This window comes from Dyella sp. LX-66 (assembly GCF_018599165.1).
GTDB lineage: Bacteria > Pseudomonadota > Gammaproteobacteria > Xanthomonadales > Rhodanobacteraceae > Dyella_D > Dyella_D marensis.
In genome coordinates this window covers 67,829-81,415 of sequence record NZ_JAHFVJ010000009.1, presented here as the reverse complement: position 1 = coordinate 81,415, position 13,587 = coordinate 67,829, and the positions used below count along the sequence as shown (strand labels likewise).

Here is a 13,587-nt window from a genome sequence, read left to right as displayed (position 1 = left end):
GGCGACCCGAAGGTAGTCCCCGTGGGAGAGAGGGTTGAGGTGAGGGGCCGGTCGGAGCCGTGAGCCGAGGGTCGAAGCTCAGCGGCTCTTTACGCCGATCAAAACCTTCGCCGGCAGTTTGCGTATCACCAGCTCGCGGTGGTGCCACGCCGCCGTCGTGCCACGGATCTCGCCCGCCTGCTCGTCCGCATAAGGCCAAGGCAACACCAACCCACCCGGCGGCACATCGAGCCCCTTCTCCACCCGCAACTCCAGCGCCCCACCACGTTCGCGCAGCGAATAACTCAGCAGCCCATACGGCGTGCGCAGGCGCTGAACACCGACGCCCTCGCCTTTCAGCCAATCCGCCGGAATCCCCGCCGCCAATACGAGCGCACGGTCCTCCGGCCGCTCGTAGGCCCACAGGTCATACGCCGAGCGCAGATAATCCGAAGCAATCCACGCATGCGGCATATCGCCGACAAAGCGCGGCTTGCGCGCATCGCGCCCCACCACTTCCGCCCACTGGTTCCATGCCGCCGGACGCCGGTCGGCGAAGAAGAACGCCAGTAAATCACCGATGCGATCGCGCCAACCCAGCCGCACGAAACTCGCGATAGTGCGCAGCTCGTAGGGTGTGTAGTCCTCCCATTCGCGCTTGCCGTCGCGGCGCTCCACGAAGCCCTGCCAGTAGCGTTCGAAGGTGCGCTCCAGCAGCGCGGGCGGCAGCCAGGTCTGGCCGTCGCCGGGCGACAGCGCGATGGTGGTGGAAGTGGCGTCGAAGTCGCCGAGTTCCGCCGCGCCGGGCAGGTAGTCGATGCGGTGCTGGCGCACGGACAGGTCGATGGAAGCTTTCAGATCGCCGCGGAAGGCGTCGCGCGACTGCGCGATCCGCGCCGCCGCCGCATCATCGCCGCGCGCCTTGGCCAGCAGCACCGCGTCGTCGTAGCCCTGCAGCGCCCAGAAGTCGTCCCAGTAGGAATGCATCGGCTTGGCCGAATAGCCTTCGTGGCTGATCGATGCGGGCATCAAGCCATACAGCGCGCGCCGCTCTTCGGTCTGGTTGGCGGGGCCGCGTTCGCTTTCGCGCAACCGGTCCATATAGGCGATGGCGCGCTGCACGGCCGGCCATTGCCGTTCCAGCGCGGCGCGGTCGTGCGTATAGCGCCACAGCTGCGCGATGGCGAAGATCAGTTCGCCGTGGCTGTCGTTCTCCGGTACCGGGTCGGCACCGCGCGCATCCACGCAGCACGGCACCTTGCCGCTGCTGAACTGGTGCGGCGCATACCAGCGCACGAAGTCGGCGGCGGCCTCGGCATGGCCGCTGCGCACCAGGCCCTCGGTCATCATGGCGCCGTCGCGCACCCAGCTGCGTGCATAGGAGCGCGTGCCGGGCTGCAGGGCGGGGCCGTCGCGCGACATCAGGATCTGCGCCAGGGCGCTGCGTGCCGTGTCGGCGATGGCGTGCTGCGACGACGGCAGCAGCAGCGCCACGCGGTTGAGTTTCTCTCGCCATGCCGCCGCCGTGTGTTCCAGCTGCTCGCGCAGCCAGGTTTCCGGCGTGCGCGGCGCCACGAAGCTGTCGCCGTGCGGCGGCACCACCAGACCGAGTGTGCGGCTGCCATGAGCGGGCAGGGCGATGGCATACAGCAGCGCGCCTTGCAGGAAACCCGCGCCGTCGTGCAACGACGTGACTTCGGGGCGCTCGCCCTGCGCAAGCCGTTCCGGCAAGGGTCCGGCTTCATGGCTGCTCGCGACGAAGCCATCCGCGGCTTGTAACGGCACCACGCGAGTCTCGCCGTTGACGGTGAGCGTCTTGCCGTCCCAGGCCAGGTCGTGAATGCGATGGATGCCGCCGGGCGTATTGAGGAACTGCGTCGGCGGATTCACCTGGAACGGCCGCGCCAGCAAGGCCAGGGTCACGCGTTGCGGCTGCGCGGTGCGATTGGTGAGCGTGTAGCGCAGCACCAGCTGGGTATGCGTGGCATCGCCCGTGGCGAAGGCGGTGGTATCGAGGGTGAGGCTGTCGGCGGTCCAGCGCACCGAGGGGATCGGCAGGTAGCCGTCGAGCAGGCTCTGCGAGCTGCGCACGGTGGCCCAGTCGATCACGTTGCGGCCGGAGAACAGCATCGGCTCCAGCGACCAGCCGCCCTTGCCCATTTCCACGGCGCCGTCCTCGGAGATCAGCGCGGAATCGTGCGCGCCGCCATCCGTGCCGAGCAGGGTCCAGTAGCTCTGCTCGCCGGAGAAGCCGCGCGGATACATGCCGCGCGGCGCGCGCTTGGCTTCCTCCTGGAAGAACACATTCGGCGAAGCGCCCCAGGCGCGGTCCTTCACTTCGAGTTGCGTCAGCCCATACGCCTTGCCGGGACCTTCGAGCAGGCGCAGGCGCACATAGCGGGCCTGTGCTTGCGGCAGAAACAGCGCATCGTCGCCGCCATTGCCGCCGGTGACCTGCGTGGCTGTGCGCCAGTGCGTGTTGTCGTCCGAGAGCTCTACGTCATAGCGCGAGGCTTGGGCGCCGGGCAGCCAGTGCAGCAGCAGGCCGCCGAACTCGCGCGACAGGCCCAGGTCCAGCGCGATGCTCTGCGCGCCCGCCGCGGACGGATCGCTGCGCCACTCGCCCTTGCCTTCCAGCATGCGTTGCACGGCGTAGCCGGTGAGCGTGGACGAAGCCTGCGCACGCGGCGCCGGCATTTCGGCGGGTTCCGCCGGCAGCGGGCGCAGGCGCAGGTTGCTGAGGCACAGCTCGCCGCGCCCGCCTTGTCCGGCGTAGATGGTGAATTCGAGCGCGGCGGTGCGATGCAGCGAGCGGTTCTTCGTGGGTCCCCAGGCGAACTCCACCTGGTTGCGGCGCACTTCCACGGTCTGCCAGTCGGCGCCGGGCTGGAAGGCCTCGCGGCGATACCACCAGACGTTGTCGCCGCTGGTATCGGCGAGCTTCAGCTGGAGGTCGTTGGGCGGCATGCTGCCGCGCACGTCGAAGGAGAGCGCGAAGTTGTCCGGCCAGTCCATCGGCAGCGCGCGCTTGAGCGCGGCTCCGCCGGAGACGCCGTGAAAATCGAAGTCGAGGCAGACCGCCTTGCCGTTCTTTCCGTCGGTTACGCGCAACTGCGTGCCGATATCGTCGGTGCCTTCGGCTGTCCATGTGGCCGGCCGGCTGAAATCGTCGATCAGGCGTGCCTGGTCGGCGGCGTGCACAACAGGCGCCAGCAAGGCCCATGACAGCAGCACGGCGCGCCACTTCATCGCATCACCCTTTCACGCTGCCCAGCAACAGGCCTTGCAGGTAATAGCGCTGCAAGGCCAGGAACAGCACCAGCACCGGCAACACCGTCACCACCGAGCCGGCCATCATCAGCTCCGAATCCTGCACGTGCTCGCGCGACAGCGAGGCCAGCGCGATCGGCAAGGTGTAATGCTCCTGGCCGGTGAGCGCGATCAGCGGCCACATGAAATCGTTCCAGGCGGTGAGGAAGGTGAAGATCGCCAAGGTGACCATGATGGGCTTGAGCAGCGGCAGCACGATCTGCACGAAGATGCGCAGCTCGCCCGCGCCATCGATGCGCGCCGCTTCCAGGAGGTCATCCGGAATGCCGCGCGCATACTGCCGGACCAGGAAGATGCCGAAGATGGTCGCCATCGCCGGCATCACCACCGCGGCGTAGCTGTTCACCAGGCCCAGGTATTTCAGCAGCAGGAACAGCGGCAGCATCGCCACCTGGGCCGGAATCACCAGGCCGCCGAGCAGCATCTGGAACAAGCGCTCGCGCCCGGCGAAACGCAGCTTGGCGAAGGCGTAGCCCGCCATCAGGTTGAACGCCAGCGACAGCAGGGTGATCGCGCTGGAAATGGCCAGGCTGTTGAGCAGGTAGCGCCCCATGCCGGCGCGCTCGAACAGCTCGTGATAATTGGCCAGCGTGGCATGCGCCGGCCACAGCGGCGGCGGCAACGCGCTCGCTTCGCCCGGGCGCATGAACGACACCGACAGCATCCACAGCAGCGGGAACACCGCCACCAGGGTGCCGCCGATCAGCAGCCCGTTGATCAGCGCCTTGGCCAGCCGCGGATTCATGCCTCGCCTCTCCGGCGCGACACGCGCAGCATCACCGCAGTCACGGCGAACATGATCAGGAACAGCAGGAAGGCCACCGCGGAAGCGGAACCGAGGTTCCACCATTTGAAGCCTTCCTCGTACATCAGGTACAGCACGCTGGTGGTGCTCTGCAGCGGGCCGCCTTCGGTCATCACGAAGGGTTCGGCGAACAGCTGGAAATATCCGGAGACGGTCAGGATGCTCACCATCAGCAGGGTCGGCCCCAGCATCGGCAGCGTGATGTGGCGGAACTGGCGCACGGGCGAGGCGCCATCGATGCGCGCGGCTTCGTACAGGTCGGCGGGGATCGCCTGCAGCGCGGCGAGGAAGATGATCATGTTGTAGCCGAAGTTCTTCCACACCGCGAACAGGATGATGGTGGGCATCGCCCAGCGCGGATCGCCCAGCCAGTCCACCGGATGGATGCCCAGCCCGTCCAGCGCGTAGTTGGCCAGGCCGTACTTGGTATTGAACAGGTAGCGCCAGATCACCGCCACCGCCACCACCGTGGTCACCACCGGTGCGAACAGCGCGGTGCGGAACAGCGGCTTGCAGCGCGCCAGCGGCGAATTCAGCAGCAGCGCGGCACCTAGCGAAGCGCCGATCGACAGCGGCACGCCCACCACCACGAAATACAGCGTGTGCCCCAGCGCGGACCAGAACAGCGGCCGGTGCAGCAGCTCCCAGTAATTGCCCAGCGCGACGAAGCGCAGGTTGCGGATATCCGCCAGCGCATACAGGTCGTAGTCGGTGAGGCTGAGCACCAGCGCCGCGATCACCGGCAACAGGAAGAACAGGCCCAGCACCAGCAGGGCGGGCGCGAGAAACAGCCAGGCGGCGCGTGGTGGATTCAAGCGTGGCCTCCGGCGGTCATGGCGCGGGTTTCGCGTGGTCGAGGATCCAGCGCCGCTTCTCCAGGATCAGGTTGGCGCGCCGGTCGATCTCGGCCGCGGCCTGGTCGATGCTCAGGTCGCCGTGCACCGCCTGCGCGGCGACCAGCTGCATCTCGGTCACGATACGCTCCCATTCGGGGATCGGCGGCGTGGGCTTCACCCGTTCCAGCTGTTCGCGGAAGCCGCGTGCCTTGGGATCGTCGCGCAGCGCACCGCCTTCCCAGGAAGAGCGGCGCGGCGGCATGTCGCCGAGCAGGTCGTAGAAGCGCTGCTGGACGGCGGGGCGGGACAGGAATTCGATCAGCTGCCAGGCTTCTTGCTTGTGCGCCGAGTGGCGGAAGATCACCAGGCTGGAGCCGCCCGCGTTGGAGGCGCCGGGGCCGTGTTCGCCGGGAAGCGGCGCCGTATTCCAGTCGTCCTGCTGCGCGGCCGGCAGGCGCTTGCGGAACTCGCCGATATTCCACGGGCCGGACAGATAGAACGCATAGACGCCGCGGCCGAACTCCGTCCACGGATTGCCGGCTTCCACATTGGTGATGGCCGGCGCCTGCCGTTCGCGGAAGGTGTCCACGTAGAACGCCAGCGCACGCTTGAAGCCCGCGCTGCGGAAGTTGCCGTAGCGGTCGCCGTCGCGCAGCATTGGCTCGTCCTGCTGCAGCGCCAGCACCAGCAACTGTTCGAACTCGTTGGTGGGCAGCAGGATGCCGTAGCTGCCGCGGTCCGGATGGCTGAGCGCGGCCAATGCCCGGCGCCATTGCGCCCAATCGCGCGGCGGTGCATCGAAGCCGGCTTGCTTCAATAGATCGCTGCGGTAGAACAGCAGGCGCGTGTCCACATACCAGGGCACGCCGTACAGCGTGTTGCCGATGCGGTTGGTGGTCCAGATATTGGCGAAGTAGTCGTCCTGGCGAACGACCCGCGAGGACGCCACGCGGGCATCGAGCGGTTCGAGCGCATCCAGGGCGGCGAGTTCGGGAATCCAGGTGTTGCCGAGCTGGGTGAGATCCGGCGTGGAGCCACCGGCGATGGCGGTAAGCAGTTTCTGGTGCGCGGCGGTCAGCGGCAGCTGCTGGACTTTGACATGCAGGCCGGGATGTTCGCGTTCGAAGTCCGGCAGCAGCTTGGCCACCGCTTCGCCTTCGCGGCCGACCGTCCAGAACGTCAGCGTGTGCGCGTCATCCGTACGTTGGCAACCGGCCGACAGCGCGGCGGCGACACCAGCGCAGATCCACGCCAACGCGTGCAGCAGCACGCGCCACGGCCGGCGCTGGCGCGAACGCGCGCTCATGGCTTGGGCGGCGCCTCATTCAGCCAGCCACCGGTAAAGCCGGCGCGTTCCAGGCCCTTGCGCACGTACGGGTTCTTCTTCATCACGTTCCATACGAAACCGCTGCGCCAGTTCTCCACCATCAGCACGATCGGGCCCTGGTCGATGCCCAGGTGCACGGTGTCGACCCAGCCCAGCTCAGGCACGAGCTTGCCGGTGCGCAGGTCGGTCTTGCTGTGGAAGCTGGGATTGAAGGCATCGACAAAGCCGTACTTGGTGTAGATGTCCTTGCCGTAGCGCTGCTTCATCTCTTCCAGTGCCGGCACCACGATCTCCGGTGCGAAGGGGATCGAGCCACCGGCTGCCATCGGTACCAGGGTGCCGTCGTCGCTGATGTAGTCCAGGCCCGCGCCGCGCGCGACGTAGCCATGGAAGCGGCGTTCCTTGCCGCCGATCTTCACCGTCAGGCCGCCCGGGCCATTGCTCGCGCTGATGCCCCACATATTGGCGCCGTAGCCGGTCCAGCCGCCGGGGTTGGCGATGGCATAGGCGCGCTGCGAATAGGTGGCGCGGCGGCTGTTCTCGAAATAGTCCAGGCCCTTCTCGCGATTCCATGCATCGCGGATACCGCGAAAGTCCACCCACACGTGGCTGAACTGGTGGCCGAACAGCGGCGCGAAGTTGAGGAAGGTCTGGCCGTGGAACTCGCCCCAGGTGCGGTTGTAGGTCGAGGTCCAGGCATTCCACGCGTCATCGCCCACCGCATGCGTCGGCGAACCCAGCGCGAGGATGTAGACCAGCATGCCTTCGTTATAGCCCTGCCAGTCGTGCGGGATGAATTTGCCGCCCGGCGTCCAGCCCATGGTGATCAGCGGCTTGCGCGCCTGCACCCAGGTCCAGTCGACGCGGCGGTAGATCTCGTCGGCGAGCTGGCGGATCTGCTTTTCCTGCGGCGTGTCGCGGTCGTAGTACGACTGCGCGAACAGCACGCCGCCCAGCAGCAGCGAGGTATCCACCGTGGACAGCTCCACGTTGCGATCGAAGCGCTTGCCCGAGTCCATGTCGAGGAAGTGATAGAAGAAGCCGCGGTAGCCGGCGGCATCGTCTTCGCTGTCGTTCTGCGGGGCGTCGTGGAAGAAGCGCAGCGTGGCCAGCGTGCGCTCGATGGCCTGGTCGCGTGTGATGTAGCCGCGTTCGGCGCCTACGCCGTAGGCGGTGAGGCCGAAGCCGACGGCGGCGATGCTGGCGAAGGATTTGGTGGGGTAGTGGTCGGGGACGAGGCCGTTCTGCGGGTTGGCGCTGTCCCAGAACCAGTTGAAGGTGCGGTGTTCGAGGTCGTCGATGAGCGGCGGCACTTTCTCCTGTGTCGTTGCAGTGGCCGTCGGCTTGCTCTGCTTTGCGCTGTCTTTCGCCCGGGCCTCATGAGGTGCAGCGCAAATCAGCAGGGCGGCGAGCGCGAGGGAAAGTGCGGTACGTATCTTCACGGGCATGGGGAACAGCCTTGCGTCGATGGGGTTGTGCGGAGCGTGATGTCTTTTGAGAACAAGTCGCGCGTGGGAGCAAAGACGTAAACGTTTACATCTTGAGCCTTTGAAAAGCCCGCGTGCAGCGGGCTTTCCGGCGAAACGGCGCTCCTCGAAAGGAGCGCCTTGATGCTACGCGATCAGAAGCTGTAACGGGCGCCGACCTGGAAGCGGCGGGTCTGATTGGGATCCGCCCCGGTGGCCTTGCCGAAATTCGGATTCGGCGTGGCGAGGTTGTTGCCGAGATAGTAGTTGCCGTCGTACGCGTTGTAGACGTCGCGGTTGAAGACGTTCATCACATCCAGGCGAAGCTCCAGTGCCTGGTGCTCGCCCCAGTGGAATTCCTTGGCGATGGACAGGTCGAGATTCACATACTTCTGTCCGTACTTGCCCCAGTGCTGGAAGGCGCAGTTGTAGTCGCAAATGCTGGATGTGTAGCTGACGTCGTACGGCTGTCCGGAGCCGTAGGTGAAGACGCCCGTCAAGCGTGTATCCCACGGACCGCGCACGATGCCATTGACCACGAGATGGTGTTTCTCGCCGACATGGCCGCCCGGATAACCGGCGGGATTGACGTAATCGAGCGAGTAGTTGTCGTTGCCCTGCTGACGCGCATCCTGATAGGTATAAGCAACGCCAAGTCCCCAGCCGGAAGCGGCGGTATAGGGCTTGTCCAGGCTGATCAGCACGCTGCTCGATTGCGTCTTCTTGTAGGTGTTGGTCAGCACGGCGCCGAAGTCGCTGCCAGGCGGCTTGATCAACTCGAAGCCGTTGGGGACGACGGCGCGATTGACGAAGATCCAGGTGAACTGGCGATAGCCAAGCACGCGGCTCAGGGTGAGCGAGCCGGTCCAGTCGCCGAATACCTGGCGGGCACCGAGGCTGAACTGATCCGTGTACGGAGGCTTAGTCTTGTTGTTGATGCTGTCGATTTCCGAGACAGGTCCAGGCGTACCGGACGCAATCAAGGAATCGATGCCCGCCTTGGTGAGATAAACCGGGTTCCACGCAATGGTTCCAGGTTTGCTGGGCGTACCGTCCGGATTCGCCGGACTGAATTCGACCGTGTAGTTCGGCACCGCGGAGTGGATGGCTTCCTGGCCGATCCAGTCGAATGGAGTGCGGTCGTAATAGCGTCCCGCTCCTCCAAAGATCGTGGTGCTCTGGTCGCCGTTCTTGCTCACGTCCAGGGAGAATCCAAGCCGCGGCTGGATGGCGCCCTTGTAACCGTCACGTTCCTTGCCTGTGCTGATGTTGTTCTGCAGGCCAAAGTATTGAAGCGTGGAGTACTGATTCAGAGGCGTCACGTAGTCGTTGTTGAGTGCGTTGGTCTCGTAGTCCCAGCGCAGGCCCAGGTTCAGCTGCAAACGATCGGTGACATCCCAGTCGTCCTGGATATATGCGCCGAACTGGTTGGTATGGAGATTGGCATTCGCGGCGATCGGCGAGTAGACCGCCTTGTAGGGAATGACGAAGCCGCCGGGGTAACCATCTCCTTCCTGATAGAAGTACGCGGGTACCGCATTGTTGTTCTGTTCCAGCGTAATGCCGTAGGACGCGTACTTGACGCCCATCTTGACCGTGTGGTCACCGTGCCAGGTAAGGCCAGTGAGCGTGAGGTCGTCGCGCAGCGTCGCCTGATCCTGCCCTTTGTTCTGCAGATTGCTGGCGCCGCCAATGACCGCGATGCCCGGCTCGTAATTCTGCTGAATCAGGTCGGACTCCGCCGCACTGGGATTCCACTTGGCATGTCCGGCATCCAGCAACAGATCGTTGGTCCAGCCATCCCCGCGCGACTGCCATTTGAGCAACAGGTCGTTGACGTTGTTCTTGCGATTGCTGCGGCTGCTATAGGCCGTGGTCTGACCGAAGCCGATGACTTCGTTGTCGCGGCGGGTGGTCAGGCTGAGATCGACGTTGTTGTCCTGGTTGACCTGCCAGCTCAACTTGCCGAAGAAGGTTTTCTCGTTGAAAGGCGCGGCGAACGTGCCGTTGTACTGGGAGAACCGCGGATCGTTGATCTGCACGGTGTCGTTGCCGACGTCCTTGCGCTCGTCGTAATTGACGAAGAAGGTCAGCGTGTCCTTGAGGATCGGGCCGCCCAGCGAGAAGCCGCGCTGTTGCCGCCGATAGTCCGGCTTCTCGATGTCGTTCTTCTTGTCGAACGAGTTCTGCGAAATCATCGATTTGTTCTGGAAGTAGTCGTACACCGAGCCGTGGAACTCATTGGTGCCCGACTTGGTGACGGCCGTGATGATGGCCGTGCCCGCCTGTTCGTACTCCGCCTTGTAGTTCTGCGTGAGCACGCGGAACTCCTGCACCGCTTCCTGCGAGAACGGGTTGCCGCGGGTCGAATCCTGGCCGGCGACGCCGCCGCGGAGCACGTTGTTCTTGAGGCTGGCGCCGTCGATGAAAACGTTTACATTCTCAGCTGATTGACCGCCAGCCGAGAAGGTTTTGGCGTTGGGGTCGCGCGACACCGTCACGCCCGGCACGAGCTTGGCGAAGTCGAGGAAGTTGCGTTCGTTCTGCGGCAGCGTGTTGATCTGCGCCTGGGTGATGTTCGTGCCCACCTCCGACGTGCGCGTTTCGATCAGCGAAGCGGCGGTAACGGTTACGCCTTGCAGGTTCTGCGCGTTCACCGCGCTTGCGGCAGCGGCGGCGTCGAGGTTCAAGGTCAGCGCCTGGCCGACCTGCACCGTGACGTCCTGGCTGGCGCTCGCGCCGTTGCCCTTCGCTTCGATGCGATAGCTGCCGGGCGTCAGGCTGGGCAAGGTGTAGTTGCCCGCTGCGTTTACCGGTGCGCGTACGGTGAAGCCGTTACCCAGGTTGGTCGCGACCACCTCGGTGGGCGACTGTCCCTGCGGCGCGTTTACATGGCCGCGCACCGTTGCCGTGCTGTTCTGTGCGAAGCCGACGCCCGGCAACAGCGCGGCCGTGGTGAGCAGGCCCGCCAGGGCCAGCGAGATCTGTCGGGTCAATGCGTGTTTGCGTGCCATGGCTTGGACACCCTCCCTCAAGGGTTCGATACGGCTTGTTGTGATTGTCGAGGCGCCGCTGCGCACCCCTGCGCCGTCGGCGGTGAACCGGTCCTCGTGGGCCGGCCCCCTGGTCTACCTCGCGGCCTGCTGTCCGAGGCCGCGCGTTTCGTTCAAGCGTTGCGCGCGGAACGCGTCGTCGACGCCCGCACCATCAATTCCGCCGGTATGCGCATATGCACCGCGGGCGCTTCATCGCCTTCGATCTGTCCGGCCAGCTGTTCCAGCGCGGCCTTGCCCAGCTCCGCGATGCGCACGCCGGCGGTGGTCAGCGCGGGGCTCACGTAGCGCGCCATCGGCACGTCGTCGAAGCCGGCCACGGCGATGTCTTCGGGAATGTGCAGGCCTGCTTCGCGGATCGCCGCCATGCAGCCGATCGCCATCATGTCGTTGGCGGCGAATACAGCGTCGGGGCGCGGGCTCATCGCGATCAGGCGCTGGCCGGCGCGGTAGCCGGAGGCTTCGTCGAATTCGCCGGGCAGCACGATCGGCTGCACGCCCGGCACGTGTGCGGCGAGCGCTTTGCGGTAGGCCTGTTCGCGCTCGGCCACGTCGTGGTTGCCGACGGGGCCCTGGATGAAAGCGATGCGGCGATAACCCTCGCCGAGCAGGTGTTCCACCACCAGGCGCGCGCCGCCGGCGTTGTCTACCGACAGCGCCGCGTAGTCGTCGCGCTCGTGCACGGTGTTCATCAGCACGGTGGGCAGGCCCACCGGCAGGTTCTGGCGCAGGAAGGCGGCGTCGGCGTGGGGCGACATCACCAGCAGGCCGTCGACGCGGCCCTGCATGGCGCGCAGCGCGGTGGCTGCCTCGGCGGCGCCGTCGTGCGAGCTGGAGACCAGCAGCTGCAGGCCGTGCACGCGGGCCGCCAGGTCGATGCCGCGGATCAGCTCCGAGAAGAATTCGCCATAAAGGTCCGGCAGCAGCGCGCCGATAGTGTGGGTACGGCGGGTGATCAGGCTGCGGGCGGCGCCGTGGGGGATGTAGCGCAGGCGGGCCGCGACTTCGCGGATGCGCTCCAGGGTCTCGGCGGTCACACCGCCGTGGCCGTTGAGGGCGCGGGAGACGGAAGCCACGGACACCTTGGCCTCGCGTGCCACGTCTTTGATGGTCACACCCATTGCCGCTCCAGGAGGTCCGGAATCGCCGGGAAGGCAACGTAAACGTTTTCATCGATGCTTGTAAAGCTTTTGCAAATCAAAGACTTTGCTGCATCGCAATAAATTGATCGGCCGGAAGTTCTAGCAGAGCGCACCGTTGCCTTAAGGAAACGCCGTAAAAAACCGTTATCCGTCAAAACGGCGTGAACTGTGGCAACGCAACAGAGGCAGGCGGAAGCACCCCGGCGGAACGAGGCTTGCTTTGCATTTCACGCACTTAGCCCCTTCGGGGGATTGTAAAAATCCATAAGGTCGCGGTTAAATCACGGTTAATCCCTGTGTCATCGAGCGGATGTACCATGTATTTGCTGCGTACGTGAGAAACAACGTGTAACTCATTGAACTAAAAGATCATGATCGTTCTACTGACCATCCTCGCCGCTCTCCTGGCACTTTCCGCCACCGCCATCCGTCGCGTACCCGCCGGCCAGGTGGTCAGCGTCTATCGCCACGGCAAGCCGCGCCGCCTGCTGCAGGAAGGCACCCACATGGTGGTGCCGGGGCTGGACCGGATGGGGCATCGGATCAGCCTGGGCGGGCAGGTACTGGAATTCCGCGAGCCGCTGGCCAATGCGCACGACGTGCGCGGCACGGTGTACTGGCAGGTGCTGGAGCCGGAGCGCGCCGACGCGGTGATCGACCAGGCCGACCAGCTGATCCGCGGCGGCGCCCTGGCCGCGCTGCGCGAGGAACCGGCCGCGATCGAAGCGGACCGCCGCGATCTCGGCGTTCGCCTGAAGCTGGCCATGAACAAGGCGCTGCGCGAGCGCGGCGTGATGGTGACCCGGGTCGACCTCGATTTCGCTTGAAGCCATACGCGAGGCTGCCTTAGAGCGCCCGCGAAAAAAGGGGAACTTGAGAGCCTTTGAAACCCGCTTCGGCGGGTTTTTCTTTGCGCGCTCGCTGGCGCCGCGGCCCGCGCGCCCGGATACTGCCGCCCTTTTCGCCACGCAGGATCCCGTCCATGGCCGACCGCGCCGCCTTGCAGACCCAGCTGGAACGAGGCATCGCCGCGCTCGGCCTGAGCCTGCCCGAGGGCGCGGTGCGGCGCCTGTTGGATTACCAGGCCCTGCTCGAACGCTGGAACGGTACCTACAACCTCACCGCCATCCGCGATCCGGCCGAGATGGTCACCCGCCACCTGCTCGATTCGCTGGCGATCCTGCCCTACGTGCAGGGCCAGACCCTGGCGGACCTCGGCACCGGCCCCGGCCTGCCCGGCATCGTGCTGGCGATCGCCGCACCGGGGCGGGAGATCCTGCTGGTCGATTCCAACGGCAAGAAGGTCCGCTTCCTGCGCGAGGCGATCCGCGCCCTGAAGCTCGAAGGCGTGCGCGCCGAGCAGTCGCGGGTGGAAGACGTGCAGGGCCAGTTCGACTGCGTCACCGCCCGCGCCTTCGCCACCCTGGCCGACATGCTGGGCTGGGGCGGCCACCTGCTGGGGCCGGAAGGGATCTGGCTGGCCATGAAGGGCAAGCGGCCGGACGAGGAATTTCCCGGCATTCCCGCCGGCTTCGCGCTGCGCGGCACGCATGGGCTCAACGTGCCCGGTTTGGACGCGGAGCGTCACCTCGTGGTGCTCGGCCGGGCCTGAGGGTGCGGGCAGCCGCGAAGCCCTGTCGGACCGGGGC

General features: G+C 65.8%; 9 protein-coding genes. 2 read left to right on the top strand and 7 right to left on the bottom strand.

Translation table 11 applies throughout. From position 1 onward, the window contains the following. Positions 1-78 precede the first annotated feature (78 nt). The 7 genes from KK141_RS16945 to KK141_RS16915 form a co-directional block, all read right to left on the bottom strand. Positions 79-3,228, bottom strand: a complete 3,150-nt coding sequence (locus KK141_RS16945) for a discoidin domain-containing protein (protein ID WP_214571163.1) — start codon at positions 3,226-3,228, stop codon at positions 79-81. A gap of 4 nt (positions 3,229-3,232) precedes the next feature. Then, positions 3,233-4,054 carry a carbohydrate ABC transporter permease gene (locus KK141_RS16940; protein ID WP_214571162.1) on the bottom strand — a complete coding sequence of 274 codons (822 nt, stop codon included), beginning with the start codon at positions 4,052-4,054 and terminating at the stop codon, positions 3,233-3,235. Next, positions 4,051-4,929 (bottom strand): sugar ABC transporter permease, encoded by an 879-nt coding sequence (locus tag KK141_RS16935; RefSeq protein WP_214571161.1) that lies wholly within the window; start codon positions 4,927-4,929, stop codon positions 4,051-4,053. The genes KK141_RS16940 and KK141_RS16935 overlap by 4 nt, the downstream gene beginning before the upstream one ends. A 16-nt stretch (positions 4,930-4,945) precedes the next feature. After that, entirely contained in the window at positions 4,946-6,256 is a 1,311-nt protein-coding gene (locus KK141_RS16930) for a sugar ABC transporter substrate-binding protein (protein WP_214571160.1), read from the bottom strand. Next, positions 6,253-7,725 (bottom strand): glucoamylase family protein, encoded by a 1,473-nt coding sequence (locus KK141_RS16925; RefSeq protein WP_214571159.1) that lies wholly within the window; start codon positions 7,723-7,725, stop codon positions 6,253-6,255. The genes KK141_RS16930 and KK141_RS16925 overlap by 4 nt, the downstream gene beginning before the upstream one ends. Positions 7,726-7,898: 173 nt before the next feature. After that, on the bottom strand, positions 7,899-10,757 hold the full coding sequence (locus KK141_RS16920; RefSeq protein ID WP_214571158.1) for a TonB-dependent receptor: 2,859 nt from the start codon (positions 10,755-10,757) through the stop codon (positions 7,899-7,901). Between the two features lie 152 nt (positions 10,758-10,909). Beyond that, positions 10,910-11,917, bottom strand: coding sequence for a LacI family DNA-binding transcriptional regulator (locus KK141_RS16915; RefSeq protein WP_214571157.1), 1,008 nt, complete (start codon positions 11,915-11,917; stop codon positions 10,910-10,912). A gap of 392 nt (positions 11,918-12,309) precedes the next feature. On the opposite strand from KK141_RS16915, the gene KK141_RS16910 reads away from it, so the two are divergent. Together KK141_RS16910 and rsmG are read left to right on the top strand one after the other, a co-directional pair. Beyond that, the gene (locus KK141_RS16910) at positions 12,310-12,765 is read left to right on the top strand and encodes an SPFH domain-containing protein (RefSeq protein ID WP_214571156.1); all 456 of its coding nucleotides are present in this window, start codon (positions 12,310-12,312) and stop codon (positions 12,763-12,765) included. A 155-nt stretch (positions 12,766-12,920) separates the two neighbouring features. Beyond that, on the top strand, positions 12,921-13,550 hold the full coding sequence (rsmG, locus tag KK141_RS16905) for a 16S rRNA (guanine(527)-N(7))-methyltransferase RsmG (RefSeq protein ID WP_214571155.1): 630 nt from the start codon (positions 12,921-12,923) through the stop codon (positions 13,548-13,550). The last annotated feature ends 37 nt before the right edge of the window (positions 13,551-13,587 follow it).

Coding starts and splice junctions, on each gene's coding strand:
- KK141_RS16930 (WP_214571160.1), bottom strand. CDS start 6,256: ATGAGCGCGCGTTCGCGCCAGCGCCGGCCGTGGCGCGTGCTGCTGCAC.
- KK141_RS16925 (WP_214571159.1), bottom strand. CDS start 7,725: ATGCCCGTGAAGATACGTACCGCACTTTCCCTCGCGCTCGCCGCCCTG.
- KK141_RS16910 (WP_214571156.1), top strand. CDS start 12,310: ATGATCGTTCTACTGACCATCCTCGCCGCTCTCCTGGCACTTTCCGCC.
- KK141_RS16945 (WP_214571163.1), bottom strand. CDS start 3,228: ATGAAGTGGCGCGCCGTGCTGCTGTCATGGGCCTTGCTGGCGCCTGTT.
- KK141_RS16915 (WP_214571157.1), bottom strand. CDS start 11,917: ATGGGTGTGACCATCAAAGACGTGGCACGCGAGGCCAAGGTGTCCGTG.
- rsmG (WP_214571155.1), top strand. CDS start 12,921: ATGGCCGACCGCGCCGCCTTGCAGACCCAGCTGGAACGAGGCATCGCC.
- KK141_RS16940 (WP_214571162.1), bottom strand. CDS start 4,054: ATGAATCCGCGGCTGGCCAAGGCGCTGATCAACGGGCTGCTGATCGGC.
- KK141_RS16920 (WP_214571158.1), bottom strand. CDS start 10,757: ATGGCACGCAAACACGCATTGACCCGACAGATCTCGCTGGCCCTGGCG.